This window comes from Verrucosispora sp. WMMC514, from assembly GCF_027497295.1.
Classification (GTDB): domain Bacteria; phylum Actinomycetota; class Actinomycetes; order Mycobacteriales; family Micromonosporaceae; genus Micromonospora; species Micromonospora palythoicola.
On sequence record NZ_CP114906.1, the window covers coordinates 5324171 to 5350066 of the forward strand.

The window sequence follows — 25896 nt, forward strand, 5'->3', positions numbered from 1 at the left end:
CGCGATGATCACCTCGATCGAGTCCCGGACCGCCGTGCCCGCCCGACCCGGCGCGTCGACCCCGGTGCTGGACGTCGTCGTCCCGGTCCACAACGAGGAGGTCGACCTCGGCCCGTGCGTCCGACGACTGCACGGCCACCTCGCCGAGCACTTCCCGTACCCGTTCCGGATCACCATCGCCGACAACGCCAGCATCGACGGCACCCTGGCCGTGGCCGAGGCCCTCACCGTCGAGCTGCCCGAGGTCCGGGTACGGCACCTGGCGGCCAAGGGCCGTGGCCGGGCCCTGCGGGCGGCCTGGACGGCGTCGGACGCGCCGGTGCTGGCGTACATGGACGTGGACCTCTCCACCGATCTGGCGGCGCTGCTGCCGCTGGTCGCGCCGCTGATCTCGGGTCACTCCGACGTGGCCATCGGTACCCGGCTGGCGCGTACCGCCCGGGTGGTGCGCGGTGCCCGGCGGGAGGTCATCTCCCGGACGTACAACCTGCTGCTGCGCGGCACCCTGGCCGTCCGGTTCTCCGACGCGCAGTGCGGGTTCAAGGCCATCCGGGCGGACGTGGCCCGCGAGCTGCTGCCACTGGTGCAGGACACCGGCTGGTTCTTCGACACCGAGCTGCTGGTGTTGGCACAGCGGGCCGGGCTGCGCATCCACGAGGTGCCGGTGGACTGGATCGACGACCCGGACAGCCGGGTCGACGTGGTCGCCACCGCCCTGGCCGATCTTCGCGGCATCGGTCGCCTCGGCCGGGCGTTGCTGACCGGTGCGCTGCCCCTGGCCGAGCTGAGAGCGCAGCTCGGCCGGGCGCCGCTGGCGGCACCGCCGGAGCCGGCGCCCGCCGGACTGCCCCGGCAACTGGTCCGGTTCGCCGTCGTGGGGGTGGCCAGCACCTGCGCGTACCTGCTGCTGTTCACGCTGATCCGGACTTCGCTCGGTGCCCAGCCGGCGAACCTGCTGGCGTTGCTGCTCACCGCGGTGGCCAACACCGCCGCCAACCGGCGGCTCACCTTCGGCATCACCGGACGCCGGCACGGCGCCCGGCACCACGCGCAGGGACTGTTGGCGTTCGCCCTCGGCCTCGCACTCACCAGCGGTTCGCTGGCCACCCTGCACGCCGCCGCCGATCCCGGCCGGGCGGTGGAACTGGCGGTGCTGGTGGCGGCCAACCTCGCCGCCACCGTGCTCCGCTTCGTCCTCCTCCGCCTAGCCATGCACCACCACCCCTGAACCCCTTTTCCCGGGGAAGTGGGCGGTTGTGACCGACTGGGGGCGATGGGCGGCGTACGGTGGCATAGGTCCGGCCAGGCCGCTCGTATCCGAAATGTGAGCTACGGCGGCGGTGTCGGTTTGTGACGGCATAGGGAAGGAGCGGTCGGTGAACCACCTGGCCTACCTGGACGCGGGATCCGGCAGCCTGATCGTGCAGGCGGTGGTCGGCGGAATCGCCGGGGTCGCGGTGGCGGCCAAGCTCTACTGGCGCAGGCTCGTCAGCCGGTTCCGCCGCCAGCCCACCGACCAGAGCTGACCCGACCCGATGGTGATCCCGGACCTTGGCCGGTCGCCACGGCCGGCCCCGCCGCACGTCGGCCCCCGGCCGGAACCCGGCTCGTTCCGCGACCCGGCCAACCGGGTGTTCCACGCCGGCGAGGACGTGCTGCGCGCGCTCGACCGGACCGCCGCCGAGGACTGGCGTGCCCTCGCCGCCAGCAGCTTCTTTCCGCCGCTGCTCGCCGCCGGCAAGGTCTGCGGCACCGAGGAACTGCCGGCGGAGTCGCCGTTGCGGGAACTGCCGTCCGGTCCGGCGGCGTCGGGCTGGGCGACGGTGCTGCGGCACGAGCGCGTTCCGTTCGTCTCACACCCGTACGAATGGTCCTTCGCCATGCTGCGCGACGCCGCGCTGCTGCACCTGGAGATCCTCCGGGCCGCCCTGCCGGCGGGCTTCACCACCAAGGACGGCTCGGCGTACAACCTCCAGTGGCGCGGCACCGAGCCGGTCTTCATCGACGTCGGGTCGTTCACCCCGCTGCGCGACGGTGAACCCTGGGCCGGCTACCGACAGTTCTGCCAGACGCTGCTCTACCCGCTGATGCTCGGCGCCCACCTGGGGCTGGCCTTCCAGCCGTGGCTGCGGGCCCGGGTCGACGGCATCGAGCCGGAGCAGATGGGACCGCTGTTCCGGGGCACCCGCCGGCTGCTGCCCGGGGTGCTCACCCACGTCCACCTGCACGGCTCGGTGCAGCGCCGCAGCGCCGCCACCAGCACCGCCGACGTACGCGCCCAGTTGCGCGACGCCGGCTACACCCGTGAGCTGGCGGTCGCCACCGTGCGGGGGCTGGAGAAGCTGGTCCGCCGGCTGGACCATCAGCCGCCGGCCACCCACTGGGTCGACTACCAGCACACCTGCGGCTACTCCGGCGACGACCGGGCGAGCAAGGAGCACTTCGTGGTCGCCGCGCTGAGCGCCGCCGGTCGGCGCCGGCTCGTGCTCGACCTGGGCGCCAACGACGGACGGTACGCCCGGCTCGCCGCCCGGCACGCCGACTACGTGGTCGCCGTCGAGCAGGACCCGGCGGTGGTCGACCGGCTGTACCGCACCCTGCGGGGCGAGGGTGAACGGCACGTGCTGCCACTGGTGATGGATCTGGCCGACCCGTCCCCCGGAGGTGGCTGGCGCGGTATCGAGCGGGCCTCGTTCGCCGCCCGGGCCGACGCGGACACCGTGCTCGCCCTGGCCCTGGTGCACCACCTGGCGATCGGGCGCAACGTGCCGCTGCCGGAGGTGGTGGCCTGCCTCGCCGGCCTCACCGCACCCGGCGGCCGGCTGGTGGTCGAGTTCGTCCACCCGGACGACCCGATGGCGGCCCGGCTGCTGGCCAACAAGCCCGACGGCATCTTCCCCGACTACCGCCGGGACGCCTTCGAGACGCTGCTCGCCGAACACGGCACCGTCGAGGATCGCCTGGAGCTGCCCTCGGGCACCCGCACCCTGTACCGGGTGGCGCTTCCGTGACCGACCGCCCCGGCACCGGAGCCGAGGCGAGCAGCCGCGGTGCCGCCCGGCCCGCCGACACCCTCGACGGCGATCCGACGCCTGACGGATCCGCGTCTCCGGGCGCGCCCCGGGAGCCGGCCCCGCCCGTACGGCGGTGGCGGGGCTGGGCCGGTCGGCGGGCCGAGGGCCGGCGGCTGCTGGAGGTCACCGCGCTGGTGGGACTGGTGGTCACCCAACCGCTGCTGGACATCCTCGGCCGCAGCCCGGACTTCTTCCTGTTCCACCGCGCCGACCGGGGTGAGATCCTGCTGCTGGTGGCCCTGGTCGCGGTGGTGCCGACGGTGGCGCTCGGGCTGGTGGGCCTGCTCGCCGGTCTGGCCGGAGCCGCGGCGCGCGTGGTGACGCACAGCCTGCTGCTCGGACTGCTGGTCGCGGCGCTGGCGGTGCAGGTGGGCCGGCACACCACGCCGCTGCGGGGCGTACCGCTGCTGCTGGTGGCGCTGGCGGTCGGTGCCGGCGCGGCCGTCGCCCACCGGCGCTGGACGGCCCTCGGCCGGGTGCTGCGCCTGGCGGCCGCCGGCCCGCCGATCTTCGTCGGGCTGTTCCTGTTCGCCTCGCCGACCGGGCCGGTGGTGCTGCCGCTCGGCGACGGCGGCGTGGCGGGCACGGCGACCGGCAACCGGCACCCGCCGGTGGTCATGCTGATCCTCGACGAACTTCCGCTGGTCTCCCTGCTCGACGCCGCCGGTGGCGTCGACGCGGCCCGGTTTCCGCACTTCGCCGAGCTGGCCGCCGCCTCGACCTGGTACCGCAACGCGACCGGGGTCAGCGGTTGGACACCGTACGCGCTGCCGGCGATGCTGACCGGCCGCTACCCGGCGGAGCCGGTCGCCCCGCACTACTCGCACTACCCGGACAACCTCTTCACCGCCTTCGGCGGGCTCTACGACATCCGCGCCGAGGAGAGCATCACCCGGCTCTGCCCACCGAGCCGCTGCGAGCAGCCGGTCACCCCGGAGCAGGGGATCGGCGTGCTGGTACGGGAGACGGCAGGGCTGCTGCGTCAGCTGACCGCCCCGCACGACAGTCGGATCGACCCGGAGGACTCCTACCGCGAGCGCACCGCGGCGGAGGCCGGTGTCGACGCCGCCGAGCCGGTGCCGACCGACCCGAAGTTCCGCTGGGACAGCCTCAACGTCAACCAGCCGGCCCGGTTCACCAGCTTCCTCAACGGACTGACCCCGTCGGCGCGACCGACGCTGCACTTCCTGCACCTGCTGATGCCCCACTCGCCGTGGGCGTTCCTGCCGTCCGGCGCACGGTACGAGGCCCCGGAGGACTTCCCCAACGAGGGTGACGGCTGGGTGGACCTGGCCCGCGCCCGGCACCTCGCCCAGCTCGGCTACACCGACCGGCTGATCGGCGAGACGATGCGTACGCTGCGCGCCAGCGGCCTGTGGGACGAGGCGCTGGTGGTGGTCACCGCCGACCACGGGGTCAGCTTCACCAAGGGGGTGCAGGGGCGCGGCGAGGACGCGATCCGGGCCGCCGCCGACGAGGTGGCCTGGGTGCCGCTGTTCGTCAAGACACCCGGCCAGCGCGGCGGGCGGGTCGACGACCGCAACTGGCAACACGTCGACCTGCTGCCGACGGTCGCCGAGGAGGCCGCCATCCGGCTGCCCTGGCGGGTCGACGGTCGGTCCGCCCGACAGGCACCCCGCACCGACGCGGGCAAGGTCTTCTACGACCGGCCGTCGCAACCGATGCCGATCAGCGGCGGGGTGCCGGTCGCGCCGCCACCGGCACCCCCGCACCGGCTGGTCGGCACCGCCGTGGGTGCGGCGCCGGCCGCCGGCAGCGCCCGGGTCGGCGGGTTGGGCGCCTTCCGCGCCGTCGATCCCGACGAGGGTGTGCTGCCCGGCATGATCTGGGGGACCGTCGGCGACGAGGTCACCGACGGCACCGAACTGGCGGTGGCCGTCAACGGCACGGTCGCGACGGTGGTGCCGGTGGTCGCCCCGGACCCGGGCGGCCGACGCTTCGCGGCCCTGCTCGCCGACGACCGGCTCTTCCGGGCCGGCGGCAACCGGCTCGACCTCTACCTGGTCGACCCCGACGGTCGGCTGCGCCAGCTGTCGATCTCCTGACCGGTCGGACGGCGCGGCCGGTACGTGCCGGATCGCTCCCGATCACGTCGCCTGGTTGCACATCACGTGTGCCTTTCGTGGCTGTCCGTCCCCGCCGTCCGGGTTTCCCAGCGCTTCGGTCGGGAATCGGGTGACGCATGCCTCACCGCCGAACCACGAGGGGCGGTGTTGCCGCAACCGCAATTACGGTAGAAGCGAAGGCAATTCAACGTAGATCTGCCGGCGAAGCGAGGAACCACATGACGGAAGTCAAGCTCGATCACCCCGGCGGGCAGCTGTCGATGCCGGTACATTCCGCGGTCGAGGGCCCCGCCGGGATCGGTGTGGGCAAGCTGCTGAAGGAAACCGGGCTGACGACGTACGACCCCGGGTTCGTCAACACCGCCGCCTGTTCGTCCGCGATCACCTACATCGACGGTGACGCGGGCATCCTGCGTTACCGGGGCTACCCGATCGAACAGCTGGCCGAGAAGAGCTCCTTCCTGGAGGTCTCCTACCTGCTGATCTACGGCGAGTTGCCGACCACCCAGGAACTGACCGAGTTCACCGAGCGGATCCGTCGGCACTCCCTGCTGCACGAGGAGATGCGGCGCTTCTTCGACGGCTTCCCCCGGGAGGCCCACCCGATGGCGGTGCTCTCCTCGGCCGTCAGCGCGATCTCCACCTTCTACCAGGACAGCCTCGACCCGTTCGACGCCGAGCACGTGGAGATGTCCACGGTCCGGCTGATGGCGAAGGTACCCACCATCGCCTCGTACGCGTACAAGAAGGCGATCGGGCAGCCGCTGCTGTACCCGGAGAACTCCCTGGGTTACGTGGAGAACTTCCTGCGGATGACGTTCGGTGTGCCGGCGGAGCCGTACGAGGTGGACCCGGTGATCGCCCGGGTGCTGGACATGCTCTTCGTGCTGCACGCCGACCACGAGCAGAACTGCTCCACCTCGACGGTGCGGCTGGTGGGCTCCAGCAACGCCAACCTGTTCGCCTCGGTCTCGGCCGGCGTCAACGCGCTGTTCGGCCCGCTGCACGGCGGCGCCAACCAGGCGGTGCTGGAGATGCTGGAGCGCATCCAGGCCGACGGCGGTGACGTGCAGTCGTTCGTCCGCAAGGTGAAGGACCGCCAGGACGGCGTCAAGCTGATGGGCTTCGGCCACCGGGTCTACAAGAACTACGACCCGCGGGCCGCGATCGTGAAGACGGCGGCGCAGGACGTGCTCGGTCGGATGGCCAAGCCGGATCCGCTGCTGGACATCGCGATGCAGCTGGAGGAGATCGCCCTCGCGGACGACTTCTTCGTCTCGCGCAAGCTCTACCCGAACGTCGACTTTTACACCGGCCTGATCTACAAGGCCATGGGCTTCCCGACGAAGATGTTCACCGTGCTGTTCGCCCTGGGTCGGCTGCCGGGCTGGATCGCCCAGTGGCGCGAGATGATCAACGACCCGGAGACCAAGATCGGCCGTCCGCGGCAGGTCTACACCGGTGCCGCCGAGCGAAACTACCTCCCCGTCGAGCAGCGCTGACCGCGAGCGACCTGACGCAGCCCGCACGACGACGGCCGCCGCACCCGGACCACGGGTACGGCGGCCGTCGTCGTGCGGTGTTCAGTGCGCCGGATGACCGTCGTCGTCCCGACCGGCAGTGGTCGGCAGGTCGCCGAGCACCTCGTTGACGACGTGGATGCGGGCGGCACCGGCCCGGTAGTCGGCGCACACCGTCTCGGCCCGGTCACCGAGGCGGGCACCCGGCCCGACACCGGTGACGGTGAGCCGGGTGCCGGCGACCGTGGTCACGGTGCCGGCGGCGACCAGGCCGGCCACCGGCAGCGCCCCGGCGACCACATGATCGCGCAGCAACCCGCGCAGCTCGTCGGTGTCGCGCAGGAGCAGCTCGTCGAGATTGGTCCGGGAGAACTTGCCGGCGAACGCGTCGTCGGTGGGCGCCAGGATGGTCACCTCCCGGGTCAACTCCTCGGCGAGACCGGTGGCCCGTACCGCCGCCTCGAAGGTGGTGAGCACCGGAATCCACCGCAGCGCCTCGCCGGCGGGCTGGTCGGCGAGCGAGGCGGGGTTGCCCGGTTCGGTGCCGGCGGGCAGCAGCTCGCACAGCGGCCCGGTCACGGCGGTTCCGGCCGGCCCGGCGTCGGCCCCGCCGGTGCCGCCGTCGGCCGTGCTGCCGACCACGACGAGCAGCACGGCGGCGAGGGCGGCACCGACGATCGGCAGGGTCCGGCGCGGCGCGGGTCGGGTGGTCGCGGAGTTGGTGTCGGTCATGGTTGCCTCACTCCTGCGTCGGTCGGCCGCCGGGCCGGGCGCGGGTCCGGCCCGGCGGCACGAGAGGGTACGGCTCAGCGGCTCACAGGCCGGCGCACTGGCCGAACCGTGGGCCGCTGACCGCGTTGGCGACCTCGATGTTCACCGGGGCGGCGGCGTTGCCGGCGCAGCCCAGCGGACCGTTGACGGTGTTGCCGGCCAGCAGCGGGGCGACGCCCGCACTGTTGACCACGTTGACCGGGCCGCTGATCCGATTGCCGACCAGCAGGACCGGACCGGTCGTGCCGGTGAGGTTCACCGGGCCGTTGACGGTGCCGGCGGTCAGCACGAGACCGGCCGCGCCGGCGGCGTCCACCGGACCGTTGATCGAGCCACCGTTGACGATCAGGGTGGCGCCGGGCCGGACCCGGACCGGACCCCGGACGGTGGCGTCGGCGAGGCAGGCCACGCCGGTGACCGTCAGCGGGCCGTTGTGGGTGCCGGTGCGCGTAGGCGCGATCCGCTCCCCGGCCACCAGGCCCTCGGCGGCCTGCTCGTCGAGCAGCAGCGGCACCAGCCCCCGCTCCGGCTGGGACAGCGGTACGAGGTAGCCGCCGGCCACCTTGACCACCGTCCAGCCGTGCGCGGCGAGCCGCTCGGCCACCGTGGTCTGCCGGCCGGCCGGGCCGTCGGTACGCGCACCGTGGTACTGCTCCTCGGTTAGCTGGTACGCGCACGGCGGCTGCGCCAGGATCTGGTCCGCACTCGGTGCGTCCAGCGGCGGCGGTGTGTCGCCCGGGTGCGGCGCCGGGTACGCCTCGATCGGGCGCGAGCCCCGGAAGACGATCCGGCCGGTGTTCGCCGACTGGAACCTGATCGCCTCGGCGCGGGCGGCGGTGATGGCACCGACGTTCGCCCCGTGGTACGCGAGGAACTGGTGGAACGTCCACAGTGCCGAGTACGTCTTGCGTCGGCGGTTGTTGGCGGTGTTGCCCTCGTCCGGCCGGGTGGGCCCGCCCGAGCTGCGCAGCTCCAGCAGGGAGTTGACCACGTTCTTCAGCCCGAGGGTGTTGCGCAGGATGGTCTCCTCGCCGAGGCCGACGTTGGCCCCGGTACACCCGTACGGGCAGGCCCACCAGCCGTCCCGGGCGCCCTGGGTGTACATGTGTCCCTCGATCATGTGCTGCGACCGGTCGAAGATCCCCTGTGCCACGTTCTGGTGCCGGGGCGGCAGCATCGGCAGGTCGCCGGTGTTGGCGTTGCCGTACTCGTGACCGTCGTAGCTGGCGATCGGCCGGTAGTCGCGGACCATCTCGACGAACGCCTGGGTCTCCGGTTGACGGATCAGCGAGTAGTCCCGGTTGAGGTCCTGCCCGGTGGAGTTGCCCCGGCTGTTGGCCGCCCGACCGTCGCCGTTGATCGTCGGGACGATCAGCATGGTGGTCCTCGACAGCAGGCCGAGCGTGGTCGGGTCGTCGGTGAACGCCAGCTGCCGGGCCATGATCAGGCATGCTTCGCGGTCACCGGGCTCGTTGCCGTGCACGTTGCAGTTGACCACCAGGGGGTTCGTCGTGGCCACCGCCTCCGGGGTCGCCGGTGGGGTGGGGTGACCGATGACGAACATGTTGATCGGCCGGTCCTGTACGGTGCGACCGATCTCGACCACCCGAACCCGGTCGCTCAACTCGTCGATCGCCGCCGTGTAGGCGTACTCGTTCACGTCGTCCGTGTACTGCGCGCCCAACGTGGTCTCCCACTGGGTACGCAGGCTCTGGCCGGGCACGTCCGGGTCGCCCCAGTGCCCCCGGGTGATGTCGCTGACCGGGTTCGAGTACGGCTGCTCGGTGCCGTCGAGGCGGGCTCGGACCCGCCACTGGAACCGGTTGCCGGGGGCGAAGCCGGCGTCGGCGAAGGTCGGCGCCGAGTTGTTGATCTGCCGGTTGGGCCGCCAGACGCCGACGATCACCGATGCTCCGGCGGCGGTGCCGTCCTCGGCGACCGGGGTGCGCTCGATCTGGTAATCGGTGGCCCCGTCGACCGGCGTCCAGGCCAGGGTCGCGTACCCGTCGCCCGGCACGACCGTGAGGTCCTGCACCTGGTGCGGCTCGGCCGCCGTCGTCGCCCGGGCGGGTTGTGCGGTCGCCGCGAGGGTGACGGCGAGCAGAGCGGAGAAGACACCGGCCGTTGTCCGTCTGTATCTCAAGGGGATCTCCAAACAGGAGGGATGGCTGGGTACGCACAGCACACCCGCCCTCACCCGGCCACGGGGTCGCGAGCTGGGATTCTTGAGGATGCTCTGAGGTTGCCGGCGACTGGTCGGCCGGTCAGGTGACGCGCAGCCGGTAGCCGACGCCGCGTACCGTCTCCACCAGACCCGGGTCGTCCAGCTTGCCGCGCAGCGCGGCGACGTGGACGTCCAGGTTGTGCCGGGTGGCCCAGGTGGTCTGCCAGACCTCGAGCTGCAACCGGTCCCGGGGCACCACCGTGCCCGCCTGCCGGGCCAGGGCCACCAGCAGGTCGAACTCCTTGCGGGACAGGCCGACCTCGCGGTCACCGACCCGCACCCGCCGGGCATCCACCTCGATGCGCAGGGCACCGACCCACAGCGTGGTCGCCGGCCGGACGGTACGGGCGGTGCGCCGCATCACCGCCTCGATGCGTGCCTGCAACTCGACCATCGAGAACGGCTTGACCACGTAGTCGTCGGCGCCGGCCCGTAGCCCGGCCACCCGGTCGTGCTCCTCCGCCCGGGCGGTCACCGCGATGATCGCGACCCCCTCGTCGTGCTGGCGGATCCACCGACACACCTCCAGGCCGTCGCGGTCGGGCAGGTTCATGTCGAGCAGCACCAGGTCGACCGGATCGGCCTCGACCGCCTCGGCGGCCGTCACCGCCTGGACCACCTCGTGCCCCCGCCGCCGCAGCGCCGAGGCGAGCCCCGCCGAGACGCGCAGGTCGTCTTCCACCAGGAGCACCCGCACCCGCGCCCTCCTCGGACCGCACCGCTGCCGGATGCCTGCGAGTGTGTCGGATGCGCAGCCGTGCCGACCAGTGTGGACACAAGATCGTAACGGCGGACTGAACCACCCGAACAGGTCCGGTAGCACCCGGCGGGTGCGGTCCCACGTGCCGCCCGGCGGTGTGCCCGCCGGGCGGGTCAGCCGACGGCGGCCTTCAGCACCCAGGACGTCACCCGGGGATGGCCGACCAGCTCGGCCCGGCCGGTGCACCAGAGCAGCACATCGACCGGGTCCCCGGCCGGGGCCTGCGGAAAGAGCCGGGCGAGCACCGCCGCGCACAGCTCCGCCGGTGGCCGCCAGTCGATGCCGAGCCCCTGGGCGATGTCCCAGGTGTGCACGAGCGTCTCGTTGACCCCGAGTGCGGCGAAGCCACCCGGGTCGGTCGCCCCCCAGTGCCAGCCACGGGCGGCCGAATCCGCGGCACCGACCGCGTCGCCCAACAGCCGCCCGCAGGCGGTGACCACGGCGAGAACGTCGCGCGGCGCGGCGTCGTCCCGGACGACCAGGTCGAACGGCAGGTACGCCTCGTCCGGGCGGGCTGCGACCTGACCCGCGTACGCCAGCAGGTCGTGGGCGACGTGGGCCGCCGTCGTCCAGCAACTCCACTCCAGGGTGCCCGCCCGGTGCTCCCGCCAGTCCCGCGACACGTGCGGCGTGAGCGCCCGCACCATCTCGGCCACCGCCTGGTCGACTTCGCCACCGTCCATCCCCGTCATGTCCACCATGCTGCCAGTCGCCCGGCCGGCCGGCGGCCCCGTCTTTTCCGGGGCTGCCGCACCAACCGGGTGAGCGGTACGGTGCCGCCCATGAGTCAGCAGGTGCGGGTCCGACCGATCTCGCTCGGCGGGCGGGTGGTGCTGGCGGCCCAACTGTCGATGCTGGCCGCCGCGCTCGTCGGCAGTTTCGGTGTGCTGCTCACGGCCGCCCTGCGCGTCGACGACCTGCCGGCGCTGCTGAGCCCGGGGGTGGAGCGGTTGGGCGATCCGAAGGACTCCCTCCCGCCCTTCGGGCCCGACTCGGTGTGGAATCCACTGCTCTGGGTCTTCGAACTCAGCCGCGTGGTGGCGATGTTCGTCCAGCCGCTTGCCGCGCTGGCCCTGCTTCTCGGGTTGGTGTCCCTCGCCCGCACCTGGCAGGTCGGCGATCGGTCCACGTTCCGTCGGCTCGCCGTCGGCACCGCCCTGTGGTGCGCGACAGCCGTCCTCGCGCTGACCCCGTACGGCATGCGACTGCACCACTGGCTGCTGGACTAGGGGTTGCCGCCAGGGGTCGTGTAGCGAGTGCTGTCGGTCGGGGCTGCTACCGTCCCGCATTCGCTGGAGCCGATCCGGGCGACGCGTTCCGACAGGGGCCACCGGCTGGCGGGGGAGAGGGTGCACGCAATGGGCGACGAGGAGAAGAGCGCGCTGTCGATGTTCCTGAGGGCGCAGCGGGCAAGCGTCCTCGCGATCATCGACGGGCTCGACGTGACGGCCCTGACCACCGCCGTGCTGCCCTCCGGGTGGACGCCGCTGGGCCTGGTGGAACACCTCGGCTACGCCGAGCGGCACTGGTTCCAGGAGATCATGTTCGGCTCGGTCGAGCCGCTGGCCTGGCCCGACGACGACCACGCGCCGCTGACCACGCCCCGACCGCCGGCGGTGGTGCTGCAGTTCTACCGGGCCCAGTGCGAGCGGTCCGACGCCGTCCTCGCCGGCACGCCGCTGTCCGCGCCGGTACGCCAACGGCACCCCGGTCCGCTCGGAGAGGAGATCACCGACCTGCGGCGCGTCGTCCTGCACATGATCGAGGAAACCGCACGTCACGCGGGTCATCTCGACGCGGCGCGCGAGCTGCTCGACGGCAGGACCGGCCTCGGGCCCCGATAGCCGCCACCCGATCGCCGGTGGGTCAGCGCCCCGACCCGGTCGAGGTCCGGGTCGGGGCGCACGCAAGCGCGAGTGGTAGAAGGGGTCAGCGCAGGCCGGCGGCGGCGAGCAGGTTGCCGTCCGGGATCGCCGGCAGGGCCCGCCCGTGCGCCATCTGCCGTGCCGCGCGGTCGGCGGTGAACGCCGGTGCCTGGGCGATCGCCGAGGCGTACGTCGAGGCGGTACGGCTGGCGATGGCCGCCCAGCCGTACCGGTCGTGCACCATGGCCCGGGCCCGGCGGGCCAGCGTCCGGGCGCGTTCGGCGTCGGACAGCAGGGTGTGCACCGCGTCGGTGAGCGCGTCCGGGTCGTGCGGCCGGAAGGTGACCCCGGTGACGCCCGGCTCGACGATCTCGGCCAGCCCGCCGGTCTCGGCGACCGCCAGCGGCGCGCCGGCGGCGGCACCCTCCAGCGCGACCATGCCGAACGGCTCGTAGATGCTGGGCACGGCGAAGCAGTCCGAGGCGGCCATCACCGCGGGCAGGTCGGTGCCGCCGAGGAAGCCGGGCAGGCTGACCGTGCCGGCGAGGCCGAGCCGATGCACGTCGGCCTCCAGCTCACTCCGGTACGGTCCGTCGCCGACGATCACCGCGCGCAGCCCCGGGTGCCGCTCCCGCAGCCGGGGCAGCCCGGCGATGAGGTGCTGCACGCCCTTCTCGTACACCAGGCGGCCGGCGAACGTGACCAGCGGACCGTCCCCGGCGAACCGGGCCCGCGCCGCCGCCACGGCGGCGGCGGAGACCCGCCAGCGGTGCGGCTCGACCCCGTTGGGCACCACGTCGACCCGCCCGTTCGGCACGCCGAACAGGCCGGTCACCTCGTCGCGCATGTAGCCGGAGCAGACGATGACCCGGTTCGACTCGCCGCCCAGCCAGTGCTCCACCCCGTGGATGGTGCGGTTCATCTCCTCGGGCAGCCAACCCTGGTGCCGGCCCGCCTCGGTGGCGTGGATGGTGGTGACCAGCGGCAGGTCGAGGTGGTCGCGCAGGGTCATCGCGGTGTGCGCGACGAGCCAGTCGTGGGCGTGGATCACGTCGTAGCCGCCGGTGGCGGCGGCGCGCAGCGCGGCCCGGGTCAGGGTGTGGTTGAACGCCATCGTCCAGGCCAGCAGCGAGCTGGTGGCCAGTGGGAACGTCACCGGGTCCTCGGCGGCGCGCACGACGCGCACCCCGTCGACGTACTCCTCCAGCGGGGCGCCGTCGGTGTGGCGGGTGACGACGGTGACCTGGTGACCGGCGGCGGCCAGGGCCACCGACAGGGCGTGCACGTGTCGACCCAGCCCGCCGACGAGCACCGGCGGGTACTCCCACGACAGCATCAGGATGCGGCGGGGCTGCGACCCGACGGTGGGACCGGACGACGCCGGGACCTGGGGACGCGAGGTGAGCGTGGGGCGGTGGACGCGGTCCGGAGCGGTGGCGGTCCGTCCGCCGACCCGCAGGGTGGTCACATCAGTCTCCGTCCGTGCAGGAAGGAACGCGCCGACGTCGGTGGCGGCGAGCGGGCAGGGTGGGTTTCGGACACGCGTGAGCGCGCCGGCGGTGCGAGGATCTGGTAGGCGCGCGGACGACGCGCCCGCGAACAAGGAAACGTCATGACGGCCGATCCCGCATCTCGAAGAGGGCCTCAGTGACCGACGACACCGCAGGGTTCATCTGCACTCGGTCGCGCGGACACCGGGCATTCACCCGATCGGATGGATTGGCGGTGGACCGTGCGGGGCATTACGGCCGCGCGCATCACCGGTGGCTCCGGCGGGTGCGCTCATGGTGCGGGCGCGCTCATGACATGTGGGCCGAAGGAGCGAGATGCAGGTCTGGCCGGGCGAGCGATACCCCCTCGGGGCGACCTACGACGGGATGGGCACCAACTTCGCGATCTTCTCCGAGGTGGCGGAGAAGATCGAACTCTGCCTCTTCGACGAGTGGGACGTGGGCCACGAGCGCCGGGTCGAGCTGCGGGAGGTCGACGCGTACGTCTGGCACGCGTACATCCCGGGGGTAGGGCCGGGCCAGCGCTACGGCTACCGGGTGCACGGCCCGTACGACCCGGCCAACGGGCTGCGCTGCAACCCGGCCAAGCTGCTCATCGACCCGTACGCCAAGGCCATCGACGGTGACGTGCGGTGGGATCCGGCGGTCTACGACTACGTCCACGGCGACCCCGAGCGGATCAACACCGACGACTCGGCGCCGTACATGCCGAAGTCGGTGGTGGTGAACCCCTACTTCGACTGGGGCAACGACGCGCCACCGCGTATCCCGTACCACCACTCGGTCATCTACGAGGCCCACGTCCGCGGGCTGACCATGCGGCTGCCCGGCATCCCCGAGGAGCTGCGCGGCACGTACGCCGGCATCGCCTCGCCCCCGATGATCGAACACCTGACCCGGCTCGGGATCACCGCCATCGAACTGATGCCGGTGCACCAGTTCGTCAACGACCACCGCCTGACCGACCTCGGGCTGCGCAACTACTGGGGCTACAACACCATCGGCTTCTTCGCCCCGCACCACGCGTACTCGGCCCTGGGGCACCTGGGCCAGCAGGTGCAGGAGTTCCGGGGCATGGTCAAGGCGTTGCACGCCGCCGGTATCGAGGTGATCCTCGACGTGGTCTACAACCACACCGCCGAGGGCAACCACCTGGGCCCCACGTTGAGCTTCAAGGGGGTCGACAACCCCAGCTACTACCGGCTGTCCGAGGAAGACCGACGTTACTACGTCGACTACACCGGCACCGGCAACAGCCTCAACGTCCGCAGCCCCCACTCCCTGCAACTGATCATGGATTCGTTGCGGTACTGGGTGACCGAGATGCACGTCGACGGCTTCCGCTTCGACCTGGCCGCCACCCTGGCCCGCGAGTTCTACGAGGTGGACCGACTCTCCACCTTCTTCGAGGTGGTGCAGCAGGACCCGGTGGTCAGCCGGGTGAAGCTGATCGCCGAGCCGTGGGACGTCGGCCCCGGCGGCTACCAGGTCGGCAACTTCCCGCCCCAGTGGACCGAGTGGAACGGCAAGTACCGGGACACCGTCCGCGACTTCTGGCGTGGTGAACCGGCCACCCTCGCCGAGTTCGCCTCCCGCATCTCCGGCTCCGCCGACCTCTACCAGGACGACGGCCGCCGCCCCTTCCACAGCATCAACTTCGTCACCTGCCACGACGGGTTCACCCTCAACGACCTGGTGTCGTACAACGACAAGCACAACGAGGCCAACGGCGAGGACAACCGCGACGGCGAGAGCCACAACCGCTCCTGGAACTGCGGCGTCGAGGGCGACACCGACGACCCCGGGGTGCTCGGCCTGCGCGCCCGGCAGCGCCGCAACTTCATCGCCACCCTGCTGCTGTCGCAGGGCGTACCGATGATCGGTCACGGCGACGAGCTGGGCCGCACCCAGCGGGGCAACAACAACGCCTACTGCCAGGACAGCGAACTGGCCTGGATCGACTGGGACGACGCCGACACCGAGTTGCTCGACTTCACCCGCCGGCTCGTCGAGTTCCGCCGCCAGCACCAGGTGTTCCAGCGTCGCCGCTTCTTCACCGGCCTGCGGGTGCACGGCCGCGAGGTCGACGAGCCGCTGCCCGACCTGGCCTGGTACACCCCCGACGGGCGGGAGATGACCGGCGAGGACTGGGGCAACGACTTCGGTCGCTCGGTGGCGCTCTTCGTCAACGGCGAGGGCATCCGGGAACGCGGCCAGTACGGCCAACGCCACCACGACGCCTCGTTCTGGCTCTGCTTCAACGCCCACGACGCGCCGCTGGACTTCACCCTCCCGCCGGTCGAGTTCGGCCAGCGTTGGGAACTGGTGATCAGCACCGCCGAACCGGACCAGGACAAGAGGACCACCGCGGAGGCCGGCGGCACGCTCTGCGTACCGGACCGCTCCCTGCTGGTGCTGGAGAGGGTGGCCTGACATGCCCGCGAAGCCCGTCACCGCCACCTACCGGGTGCAGGTGCGCCCCGGCTTCGACCTGGACGCCACCGCCGACCTCGCCGGCTACCTCGCCGACCTCGGCGTCACCCACCTCTACAGCGCGCCGCTACTGGCCGCCGCCCCGGGCAGCGCGCACGGCTACGACGTCGTCGACCACCGGCAGGTCAACCCGGAACTCGGCGGCGAGGCCGGCCGGCAGCGGCTGCTGCGGGCGCTGCGCGACGCCGGTCTCGGTCTGGTCGTGGACATCGTGCCCAACCACGCCGGAGTGGCCGTGCCGGCAGCCAACCCGGCCTGGTGGGACCTGCTGCGCCGGGGCCGCGAGTCGGCGTACGCCGACTGGTTCGACGTCGACTGGCAGCGGGGGCGGCTGCTGCTGCCGGTGCTCGCCGACACCCCCGACGCGCTCGACGACCTCAAGCTCGCCGACGGGGAGCTGCGCTACCACGAGCACCGCTTCCCGGTCGCCGACGGCACCGGCGACGGCACCGCCCGCGAGGTGCACGACCGGCAGCACTACGAGCTGGTGTCCTGGCGACGCGGCGACGCCGAACTGACCTACCGCCGGTTCTTCGCCGTCTCCAGCCTGGCCGGGCTGCGGGTGGAGGACCCGGACGTGTTCGCCGCCACCCACGAGCTGATCCTGGCCTGGACGGCTGCCGGCGAGGTCGACGGCATCCGGGTCGACCACCCCGACGGGCTGCGCGACCCCGCCGGCTACCTGGCCCGGCTGCGGGAAGCCGCCCCCGACGCCTGGCTGATCGTGGAGAAGATCCTGGAGTACGGCGAGGAGCTGCCCGGCTGGCCGGTCGACGGCACCACCGGCTACGACGCGCTGGGCGCCGTCGGCGGGCTCTTCGTCGACGGCGACGCCGAGGCCGACTTCACCGCCCTGGACACCCGCCTCGCCGGCCGGGCCACCTCCTGGGCCGACCTGACCCACGACACGAAACTCGGTGCCGCCACCCGGCTGCTGGCCGCCGAACTGACCCGGCTGGCCGCGCTCGCCCCCGACGTCGACCCCGACGCCGCCCGCGCCGCCCTCGCCGAACTCGCCGCCGCCTTCGCCGTCTACCGGGGCTACCCGCCCGACGGGGCCCGGCACCTGGCCAACGCCCGCGCCGAGGCCGGTCGCCGCCGCACCGACCTGACCGGCGCGCTGGACGCGATCACCCGCCGGCTCCGCGACCCCGACGACGAACTGGCCCGCCGCTTCCCGCAGTTCACCGGCGCGGTGATGGCCAAGGGCGTCGAGGACACCGCGTACTACCGGTGGAGCCGGTTCATCGCGCTGAACGAGGTCGGCGGCAGCCCCACCCACTTCGGCACCCTGCCCGGCCGGTTCCACCGCTTCGCCGCCGCCCGCCACGAGCGCTGGCCGGCGAGCATGACCACCCTGTCCACCCACGACACCAAACGCGGCGAGGACGTCCGCGCCCGCCTCGCCGTCCTCGCCGAGCTGCCCCAGCGCTGGGCCGACGCGGTCACCGGCTGGATGGCCGCGGTGCCGCTGCCCGACGCCGCCCTGGCCCACCTGCTGTGGCAGACCGCCGTCGGTGCCTGGCCCATCGAACGCGAGCGCCTGCACGCGTACGCGGAGAAGGCCGCCCGGGAGGCGGCGGCCTCGACCAGCTGGACGGACCCCGACCCGGCCTTCGAACGCGCCATGCACGCCCTGGTCGACGCCATGTACGACGACCCGGCGGTCAGCTCCGAGCTGGCCGCCTTCGCCGCCGAGATCACCCCGCCCGGCTGGTCGAACTCGCTCGGGCAGAAACTCGTGCAACTGGCCATGCCCGGGATACCCGACACCTACCAGGGCACCGAGCTGTGGGACAACTCCCTGGTCGACCCGGACAACCGCCGGCCGGTCGACTTCGCCGTACGCCGGGATCTGCTGGCCCGGCTCGACGCCGGCTGGCAGCCGCCGGTGGACGAGACCGGCGCGGCGAAGCTGCTCGTGGTGTCGCGGACCCTGCGGGCGCGTCGCGACCACCCGGAGCTGTTCGGCGACTACCAGCCGCTCATCGTCCACGGGCCGGCGGCCCGGCACGCCGTGGCCTTCGACCGGGGCGGCGCGGTCGCCGTGGCCGCCCGGCTGCCGCTGCGGCTGGCGGCGGCCGGCGGCTGGCGGGACACCACCCTGTCACTACCCGTTAAAGAGATGTCGTGCCTGTTCACCGGTCGGGTCTACAGTGGCTCTCAGGTCCGCCTCGCGGACCTGTCGACCACCTATCCCGTCGCGCTGCTGGTGCCCACCACCTGACCCGGGAGGCTGCGTCATGACCGAGTTCACCGTCTGGGCACCCGAGGCGAGACGGGTGAGGCTGCACCTGCCGGGTGTCACCGACCACGAGATGCGGGCCGGCCGGGGCGGCTGGTGGCGCGTCGAGGTGCCCGACGCCGGCACCGACTACGCGTTCCTGCTCGACGACGACGACCAGCCGCTGCCCGACCCCCGGTCGGCCTGGCAGCCCTCCGGGGTGCACGGCCCCAGCAGGATCTACGACCACGCGGCGTTCCGCTGGAGCGACGGCACGTGGACCGGCCGGCAACTGCCCGGCAGCATCCTGTATGAGCTGCACGTCGGCACCTTCACCCCGGAGGGCACCTTCGACGCCGCGATCGGCAGACTCGACCACCTGGTCGACCTGGGTGTCGACCTGATCGAACTGCTGCCGGTCAACGCCTTCAACGGGGAACACAACTGGGGCTACGACGGCGTCTGCTGGTACGCCCCGCACGAACCCTACGGCGGACCGGACGGCCTGAAACGGTTCGTGGACGCCGCCCACGCTCGCGGTCTGGGGGTGATCCTCGACGTCGTCTACAACCATTTCGGGCCCTCCGGGGCCTACGCGCCGAAGTTCGCGCCCTATGTGGGGGAGCGGCACACCCCCTGGGGTCAGGCGATCAACCTGGACGGCCCGCACTCCGACGGGGTGCGCCGGTTCATCATCGACAGCGTGCTGATGTGGCTGCGCGACTACCACGTCGACGGGCTGCGCCTGGACGCCGTGCACGCCATGCCCGACACCCGCGCCGTGCACCTGCTCGAAGAGATCGCCGTCGAGGTCGAGAGCCTCTCGACCCACCTGGGCCGCCCGCTGTCCCTGATCGCCGAGTCCGACCTCAACGACCCTCGGCTCATCACCCCCCGGGAGGCCGGCGGCCACGGCCTGCACGCCCAGTGGAACGACGACGCCCACCACGCCCTGCACACCCTGCTCACCGGCGAACGGCAGGGCTACTACGGCGACTTCGGCACCATGGAGTGCCTGGTGGAGGTGCTCACCGGTGGCTTCTTCCACACCGGCACCTGGTCCAGCTTCCGCAGCCGCCAACACGGCCGCCCGGTCGACCAGCGCACCCCCGGCCACCGCTTCGTCGCGTACCTGCAGAACCACGACCAGATCGGCAACCGCGCGGTCGGTGACCGCCTGTCGGCCTCGCTCTCCCCGGCGTTGCTGCGGGTGGGTGCGACCCTGCTGATGACCGCGCCGTTCACCCCGATGCTGTTCATGGGGGAGGAGTGGGCCGCCTCGACTCCCTGGCAGTACTTCACCTCGCACCCGGAGCCGGAACTGGCCACCGCCGTGGTCACCGGCCGCCGCAGCGAATTCGCCGCCCACGGCTGGCCACCCGGCGACGTGCCGGACCCGCAGGACCCGCAGACCTTCCTCCGCTCCCGGCTCGACTGGGCCGAGCTGGACAAACCCGAACACCGCGAGATGTACGACTTCCACCGCCGCCTCATCGCCCTGCGCAAGTCCCGCCCGGAGCTGTCGGATCCACACCTGTTCGCGATGGAGGTACGCCACGGCGACCAGTTCCTGGTGATGCGCCGGGGTGGCTGCCTGGTCGCGGCGAACCTGGCCGGCAAGCCGCAGCGGGTGACCCTGCCGGGGGTGGCGAGGCGGGTTCTGCTGGCAACCGGGAGCGGTGTCACCGTGCAACGCGACCGCATCGAGTTGCCAGCAGAGACAGCAGCCATCGTCGCATTGTGATCCAGTGGACCCGAACCGGTGATGCTGGACATCAATCGTTGCTGTCACCATCGCGACAGTCGACTTGACCTTCTAGCGAAAGCTAGTTGGCTTGCGTCGGTTAGCTTGGGATGAGCCGGTGTTCTGGAGGTCGATATGGCCGGGATGCTCTACTATCCTTTCGCGAATGCGCCCCGGTCGGTTTTGCAGCGGGCGATCCTTTACTGGGATAATCTTGCGACGGTCGTGGCTCCGGGATGGGAAGCCAGGCTGAGCGCGTGGATGCGAGAGGTTCAGGATGCGGGCCTCTATCGACCACTCGAAGCCAATCGTGCATTCGGCCCCTATGCGCTCCACGAGATCGAAGGGGAACTCGAACGTGTGCTGAGAAGGATTCCGACCGACGACCTGCTGCCGCCAACGGCACCGCCGAGCGGCGAATTCAGTACGCTCCACGTCGAAAAGCTGCATGGCAGCGTCGTCGATGAACTGCTGCAACGGCAGTTGGTGTATCCTCACCCGGACAGCCCCTCCCGGCTTGTGGCCGCGCCCGCCTTGCTCAACGTCGTGGTGAGCCTTATCGCCGGACGAATCGCAGCCGAGCACAATGATCGTTCCGGCTGTACCGGGCCGGAAGGGTTGCGCCCGTACACGGACCATGAGGTTGCTCACCGCCTCGGTACGGAGCCGCTGTCGGACTATGACGTGACCGCCTGTTGGCACGTCGATGTAGGGTCGCTGCTGCCGGTTCCGAGCAGTGACATTCGAATCAACGATCTCGTGCGTTTTCGCGAAGAATATGATGACGAGCGTCAGCGACTGATGTTCGCAATCGATGAGATGCTTCACAGGCTGAAGCAGGCTGGCCGGCATCCGCAGGACGCCATCAGTCTCGTCGAAAAAGAACTCAGCGAAGCGTTGACCGATGTGCGTGCTGCTGCCCAAGGGCGGAAGTTGAACCTTGTTGCTCGGCCGCTTGCGGTGACGGTCGCCATCGGGGCTGCCGGCATTGGGGCGATCGCCGAGCCGGCACTCGCTGTTCCTATGGGAGTCCTCTCCTCGCTCGTGGTGAATATAGCGACGGGTCGAATCCGGCGCGCCGGTAATGACTCAAGAAAACTGGCAGACTTCAAGTACTTGCACCGCGTGAAAGAAGCAGTAGGAGGTGCTGCTTGAGCGATAATCGCGGCTGAAAACAGCTAATCGGGGACGAGGGTGATTAAGACGCTCTGCCGCATTCCGGCGCCGACGTTCGCGCGGGATGGGGTGAGTTGTGAACCTTTCAGGGGGCTTACGGGCGGCTTTGAAGCCAGGCGAGGGGTTGTCCGGTGAGGGCGGCGTCGGCGAGACGGTGGGCGGATGCGGTCTTGAGGGCGGCGCGGGAGCTGTCGATCCAGCGCTGAACGTCGTCGATGCCCTGATGCCGGTACTCGACGGCTTGGACGAGGCATTCGAGTTTGTCGGCGTCGCGGGCGACGATGGATTCGAGGGTTTCGCCTGCTTCGTACTCGGCGACGGCAGCGTTGATGACGTCGGCGACGACGGGTGGGCAGGCGGCGACCTGGTCGGCGGTGACGGTGGTGTTGGGCACGGCGGTGAGGTAACGCTTGGCGATGTGCGGGATGTCGGTGATCCGGGTTTCCTGGGTGTCGTGCAGGGTGCAGAGCATGGAGACCCGAGCCGGATCGGCGCCCTCCATCGAGGCGAGGATCATGCCGATGATCGCGGTGCGGAACGAGTGCTCGGCGATCGACTCAGGGTGCTTGACCCCGGCGAACCACCAGCCGGTGCGGGCGGCGCGTTTGAGCACACCTGCCTCGAAAATGAAGCTCATCGCCCCGGCGGCCTCGTGGTCGTCGCTCATGTGCCCGTCCTTGTGCCCGTGATTCCGTCCGCTCGCAGGCTGTAGACGATAGACGTTAGTTCCTGCCTGGACTGTGCAGAGATGCTGTAGTGATCGAGTAGGGCGGTGCTGCGGTCGACCAACGCTCGGCTGGTGGCAGGGTCGTCGTGGGAGAGTCCTCGCCGGGCGGCGAGCAGAGCCCACGTGTTGTGAATGTTGAGGTCCACGAACGGGTGTCCGGCTCTGAGGCGCGCCACCAGGTGGCGGAGGAGGCGTGACCCGCGCCAGTCGGTGCGAGCGGCGGGCATGAAGGAGTCGTTTCGCTGGCGGTAGGGAAGTTCGCCGACCCAGTAGGCCGAGTAGTTCAGCGCCGCGTGCTGGCAGGCATCGTCCGGGTGGGCGCGTGCGATGAAGTCGCGGAGTGGTTCTGGGTTGCCTTGGTTGGCCAGCGAGGTGACCACTGATCGGGCGTCAGCCCACGTCGGTGACCAGGTGTGGAGGCTGGTCATCCGGCGTGCCGTCCGGGAGTTGTGCTGCGCGAGCCAGGAGGCGGACTCCTTCGTGGGATCGGTGCCGGCGAGGAAGCAGGCTTGCCGGTGTAGCAGGTCGTGCCGACCAGCGGCAGCACGTTCGGCCAGCACGTGAAGTTGCTGGAAGAAGGCGTGACGCTGATCGGCGGGGAGGATCGGTCCGTCGGCGACCGGACCTCGGCGCGGGTGAGGTGATGGGAGGTCTCTCACGAAGCTCGGTCGTCGGCCGGTGACCGCCCAGACGATCAGATCACTCAGCCGGTGGGTGAGCACCGACCAGCCAAGCGCTTGTTGACTCAGGTCGGCTCGCTCCATCTGCTGGTCAAGGATGTTGGCGACGATGGAGTCTGCCTCGGCGGCGTCGTCGACGGCGGCAAGCAATCGGACACTGGCTCCGAGCCTGCCAAGCTTCTGACGGACTGTGAGCGCCTGCCCGAAAGGCACGGCCGTGAAGGACCGTCGCCCGGATTCCCAGCTCTGCACCGTTGCGCGGTCGACCCCCAACTCGGCGGCAACTTGTTCCTGCGTCAACGGGATGGACTCGCGGATCAGCTTCAGCAAGTACCCGGTCACGTAGCCCTGCGGCCTGGACGATCGAGCGTGAACCGACACCTATACCCCCACGTTGACCAGTGGTCGATGTTTGTCCCGCCGACTGCCTCTCTCGCGCGGAGCGTGGCCTGCGCATCCGTACTGCTGGTGAGTCCTACGACTGCCGTCGTGATCGTAGCGTCGTGATTACTGAGAGTGCCACATCCGGGCCGTGATTCGAGTTCGGCCATGTCCGCACTGCTGGAAAGGACACGACATGTCTGGGGCACGCGACAAGTCGGCGGTGAGCCGGAGCGAGCAGGTGGAGGCGGCTGAGCGCGAGGCGGCTAGGCGGCGGCTGTTGGAGCAGGCTGAGGCGGAGCGCGTACCGGTTGAGGAGACCACGCGGGCGGTGCCGGACCGGCGGTGGCGGCGTGAGCAGCGGTGAGCTGCCGATCGGTCGGCGGGTGGCGCGCTGGCGGGTCCGGCGTGGGATGACCCAGCAGATGCTCGCCGACCGGTTGGGTAAGTCGAAAAGCTGGGTGGACAAGGTGGAACGGGGTGCCCGGCGACTGGACCGGTACCCGACGATCCAGCAGATCGGCGAGGTGTTGCGGGTCGATCCGATGGTGCTGCTCGGTCAGCGTCGCCCGCCGCAGCAGCAGGATGCCGGTACGCCGGACGGGGTGGACGGGATCCGGGCGGCGCTGGCCCGCTACGACCGGGCGCTCGGCGATCCTGTCTCGCCTGTCGAGGTGCGTCGGCAGGTCGAGCATGCCTGGTTGAGTTTCCAGCATGCGCACTACGCGCCGTTGGTGCGGGCATTGCCGGGGTTGCTGGACGCCGCTCATGCGTCGCCGGTGCGAGACCTGCTAGTGCAGGCGTACCGGATCACCGTGTCGGTGCTGGTGAAGCTCGGCGAGGCCGACCTCGGCTGGCTGGCCGCAGACCGGGCGATGGGCGCGGCGAGCGGTGACGCGTTGCTGTCCGCGTCGGCGGCGGTGTCGGTGGGGCAGGCGTTGCGGGCGCTGAGCCGGCACCGGCCGGCCCTGGCCGCGACGAATGCCGCCGCGAGCCACCTCGGGCCACACCATGCCGCCGTACAAGGAACGTTGCTGCTTGAGGGTGCGCTGGCTGCCGCAGGGTGCGGCGAAGCCCGACGTGCCGCCGAGTTGATTGGATGGGCGGCCGGGCTCGCCGCCAAGGTTCGTGAAGACACGCAGCGGACTGGGTTCGGGCCGGCGGCCGTCGAGTTGGCACGGGTGGTGGTGGCGATCGAGTTGGGGGACGCGGGGGCGGCGGTGCACGGCCACTCGGTGATCATGCGGCGGGACGGATGGCGGCGGTTGCCGGCCGAACATCGGGGCGCGTATCTGGTGGACGTGGCGCGGGCGTACCTCCAGATCGGTGACCTGCGAGGTGCGGCCCGCGCGCTGGTCGACGCCGACGCCATCGCGCCGGCCGAGATCCGCTGCCGGCCGTTGGCGCGTACCGTCATCGCCGATCTCGCCCACCGTCACCCGGTCCCGGCCGGCGTCGCTCGCCTGGCCACCCTCGTCGGTCTCACCCGCTGACCAGCCCGGCGGATCAGCGGCCGGCGCGTTTCCAGGCGCGGTAGAACTCCTTGTATAGGAAGCGTTGCACCGGGGTGCCGGTGGCGGAGACCTGTTTGCCGAGCGCTCGTGCGCCGATCCACATGCCGGCGACCTTGGGTACGCCGGGGACCGACTCGGTCACCGATGCCACCCCGTTGACGAGTTCCTGTTCGACCGGCGAGAGCGCCACCCGGCGCAGACCGAGCCGTTCCAGGAGCTGTCGCTTCGCCCCGTTGATGTCGCGGGCGAGGCGGAGATGATCCTCGTCGGTGACGCAGCGGGCGACGGCGGCCCGCAGCTCGGCTGCCTTGTCCCGGTAGTCGGCGATCCGGGCGACGATCAGGTCGATCCATTCGCGTTCACCGAGCCGGCCGGTCTCGTTCGCCTGCCAGAGACGGCCGCCCAGCAGCGGAAGTTCGAGTTCGAGAAGCTGTACGCGGTGCGTGTCGCTGTCGTCCGCGGCCGTCACGAGGGACTGGTGGATCCCCCGGATGGCCTTGATGACGTCGAGGACCACCGTTTCCGTCGCACCCTCGGTGGAGAGGTCGAAGGTCAGCAGGAAGTCGCGCCGGACGGGATGGGCCTGATAGGACAGGCTGGTGGCGTCCGCGCGCGCTTGATACTTCAGCCCGCGCGCCAATGTCGCCGCGACGTAGACCTCCTCGCCGGGCGGTGCCATCAGTCGTAACGGCCCACGTAGCACGATCGAGGCCGCTCGTGCCCAGGTGCCGAAAGGGTCGTCCTCGACCCCGTCGGAGGTGGTGATTCGATCCGTGTGATGACCGGCTACCCGTACATTGGCCGCCTGGAAGGCGCACCAGCCGTGGATCCGCTTCGACAGCGAGTTCCGTGAGTCGGGCAGGGCCTCGTCGCAGGTGACAGCTTGCCCGATGAACTGACCGAGGACCTGGTTGCCGCGCCAGCTCTGCAACTCGTGCAGCGCCGCTTCCTCGGCCTCGCGTACCCGACCGGTTTCGTCATCGGTCAGTTGCAGAGGATGCAGCAGCCCCGCGTCGGCCAACGCCCGGAGGAGATAGGGCCTGGCCCCGAAGTCGACGGCCCTGGGGTGGGCGAGTACCGGATGGGCCACCCATACCCGTTCCATGAAGATCAGCGATTGGATCAGTTCGACAAACGCTTGGCGG

21 protein-coding genes are annotated in these 25896 nt (G+C 71.2%); 13 read left to right on the forward strand and 8 right to left on the reverse strand.

What is annotated here, in order from left to right:
• Positions 1–4: 4 nt before the first annotated feature.
• The 5 genes from O7597_RS24770 to O7597_RS24790 all read left to right on the forward strand — a co-directional run bounded on the left by O7597_RS24770 (position 5) and on the right by O7597_RS24790 (position 6663).
• Complete coding sequence (locus O7597_RS24770; protein WP_281580868.1) at positions 5–1228, forward strand: dolichyl-phosphate beta-glucosyltransferase; 1224 nt, start codon at positions 5–7, stop codon at positions 1226–1228.
• A 148-nt stretch (positions 1229–1376) separates the two neighbouring features.
• Complete coding sequence (locus O7597_RS24775; RefSeq protein ID WP_155220336.1) at positions 1377–1526, forward strand: hypothetical protein; 150 nt, start codon at positions 1377–1379, stop codon at positions 1524–1526.
• A gap of 9 nt (positions 1527–1535) precedes the next feature.
• The gene (locus tag O7597_RS24780) at positions 1536–3011 is read left to right on the forward strand and encodes a class I SAM-dependent methyltransferase (protein ID WP_281580869.1); all 1476 of its coding nucleotides are present in this window, start codon (positions 1536–1538) and stop codon (positions 3009–3011) included.
• Positions 3008–5140, forward strand: coding sequence for a sulfatase-like hydrolase/transferase (locus O7597_RS24785; protein ID WP_281580870.1), 2133 nt, complete (start codon positions 3008–3010; stop codon positions 5138–5140). The genes O7597_RS24780 and O7597_RS24785 overlap by 4 nt, the downstream gene beginning before the upstream one ends.
• A 239-nt stretch (positions 5141–5379) precedes the next feature.
• Positions 5380–6663: a citrate synthase gene (locus tag O7597_RS24790; protein ID WP_269741119.1), complete on the forward strand. Its 1284-nt coding sequence runs from the start codon at positions 5380–5382 to the stop codon at positions 6661–6663.
• Positions 6664–6744: 81 nt separating this feature from the next.
• On the opposite strand, the gene O7597_RS24795 is transcribed toward O7597_RS24790, so the two are convergent.
• From O7597_RS24795 to O7597_RS24810, 4 genes are all read right to left on the reverse strand, one after another.
• A complete protein-coding gene (locus O7597_RS24795; RefSeq protein ID WP_281580871.1) occupies positions 6745–7413 on the reverse strand; it encodes a fasciclin domain-containing protein in 669 nt (222 codons plus the stop codon).
• Between the two features lie 82 nt (positions 7414–7495).
• Positions 7496–9595 carry a M14 family zinc carboxypeptidase gene (locus O7597_RS24800; protein ID WP_281580872.1) on the reverse strand — a complete coding sequence of 700 codons (2100 nt, stop codon included), beginning with the start codon at positions 9593–9595 and terminating at the stop codon, positions 7496–7498.
• A 121-nt stretch (positions 9596–9716) separates the two neighbouring features.
• Positions 9717–10373 carry a response regulator transcription factor gene (locus O7597_RS24805; protein ID WP_269741122.1) on the reverse strand — a complete coding sequence of 219 codons (657 nt, stop codon included), beginning with the start codon at positions 10371–10373 and terminating at the stop codon, positions 9717–9719.
• A 176-nt stretch (positions 10374–10549) separates the two neighbouring features.
• Positions 10550–11119 carry a hypothetical protein gene (locus O7597_RS24810; protein ID WP_281583316.1) on the reverse strand — a complete coding sequence of 190 codons (570 nt, stop codon included), beginning with the start codon at positions 11117–11119 and terminating at the stop codon, positions 10550–10552.
• A 99-nt stretch (positions 11120–11218) separates the two neighbouring features.
• Here O7597_RS24810 and O7597_RS24815 point away from each other — a divergent pair, with 99 nt between their 5' ends.
• Positions 11219–11665, forward strand: a complete 447-nt coding sequence (locus O7597_RS24815) for a hypothetical protein (protein ID WP_269741123.1) — start codon at positions 11219–11221, stop codon at positions 11663–11665.
• A gap of 129 nt (positions 11666–11794) precedes the next feature.
• Entirely contained in the window at positions 11795–12280 is a 486-nt protein-coding gene (locus O7597_RS24820) for a DinB family protein (protein ID WP_281580873.1), read from the forward strand.
• A gap of 85 nt (positions 12281–12365) precedes the next feature.
• Here O7597_RS24820 and O7597_RS24825 read toward each other — a convergent pair whose 3' ends face one another.
• Complete coding sequence (locus tag O7597_RS24825) at positions 12366–13769, reverse strand: glycosyltransferase family 4 protein (RefSeq protein ID WP_164447279.1); 1404 nt, start codon at positions 13767–13769, stop codon at positions 12366–12368.
• 358 nt (positions 13770–14127) lie between these two features.
• Between O7597_RS24825 and glgX the strand changes: the two genes are divergently transcribed.
• The 4 genes from glgX to O7597_RS24845 all read left to right on the forward strand — a co-directional run bounded on the left by glgX (position 14128) and on the right by O7597_RS24845 (position 21428).
• Positions 14128–16245, forward strand: coding sequence for a glycogen debranching protein GlgX (gene glgX, locus O7597_RS24830; protein WP_281580874.1), 2118 nt, complete (start codon positions 14128–14130; stop codon positions 16243–16245).
• A 1-nt stretch (position 16246) separates the two neighbouring features.
• The gene (gene treY, locus O7597_RS24835) at positions 16247–18532 is read left to right on the forward strand and encodes a malto-oligosyltrehalose synthase (protein WP_281580875.1); all 2286 of its coding nucleotides are present in this window, start codon (positions 16247–16249) and stop codon (positions 18530–18532) included.
• 16 nt (positions 18533–18548) lie between these two features.
• A complete protein-coding gene (gene treZ / locus O7597_RS24840) occupies positions 18549–20273 on the forward strand; it encodes a malto-oligosyltrehalose trehalohydrolase (protein WP_281580876.1) in 1725 nt (574 codons plus the stop codon).
• 135 nt (positions 20274–20408) lie between these two features.
• Complete coding sequence (locus tag O7597_RS24845; protein ID WP_281580877.1) at positions 20409–21428, forward strand: DUF6236 family protein; 1020 nt, start codon at positions 20409–20411, stop codon at positions 21426–21428.
• A 115-nt stretch (positions 21429–21543) separates the two neighbouring features.
• Here the strand turns inward: O7597_RS24845 and O7597_RS24850 are convergent, their stop codons facing one another.
• Together O7597_RS24850 and O7597_RS24855 are read right to left on the reverse strand one after the other, a co-directional pair.
• Positions 21544–22116 carry an HD domain-containing protein gene (locus O7597_RS24850; protein WP_269741130.1) on the reverse strand — a complete coding sequence of 191 codons (573 nt, stop codon included), beginning with the start codon at positions 22114–22116 and terminating at the stop codon, positions 21544–21546.
• Entirely contained in the window at positions 22113–23237 is a 1125-nt protein-coding gene (locus tag O7597_RS24855; protein ID WP_269741131.1) for a helix-turn-helix transcriptional regulator, read from the reverse strand. The genes O7597_RS24850 and O7597_RS24855 overlap by 4 nt, the downstream gene beginning before the upstream one ends.
• Before the next feature lie 196 nt (positions 23238–23433).
• Here O7597_RS24855 and O7597_RS24860 point away from each other — a divergent pair, with 196 nt between their 5' ends.
• Both O7597_RS24860 and O7597_RS24865 read left to right on the forward strand, forming a co-directional pair.
• Positions 23434–23604: a hypothetical protein gene (locus O7597_RS24860; RefSeq protein ID WP_269741132.1), complete on the forward strand. Its 171-nt coding sequence runs from the start codon at positions 23434–23436 to the stop codon at positions 23602–23604.
• Positions 23591–24730, forward strand: a complete 1140-nt coding sequence (locus O7597_RS24865; protein ID WP_281580878.1) for a helix-turn-helix transcriptional regulator — start codon at positions 23591–23593, stop codon at positions 24728–24730. Before O7597_RS24860 ends, O7597_RS24865 begins: the two co-directional genes overlap by 14 nt.
• Positions 24731–24743: 13 nt before the next feature.
• Here O7597_RS24865 and O7597_RS24870 read toward each other — a convergent pair whose 3' ends face one another.
• Entirely contained in the window at positions 24744–25856 is a 1113-nt protein-coding gene (locus tag O7597_RS24870; protein WP_281580879.1) for a hypothetical protein, read from the reverse strand.
• Positions 25857–25896: the final 40 nt, after the last annotated feature.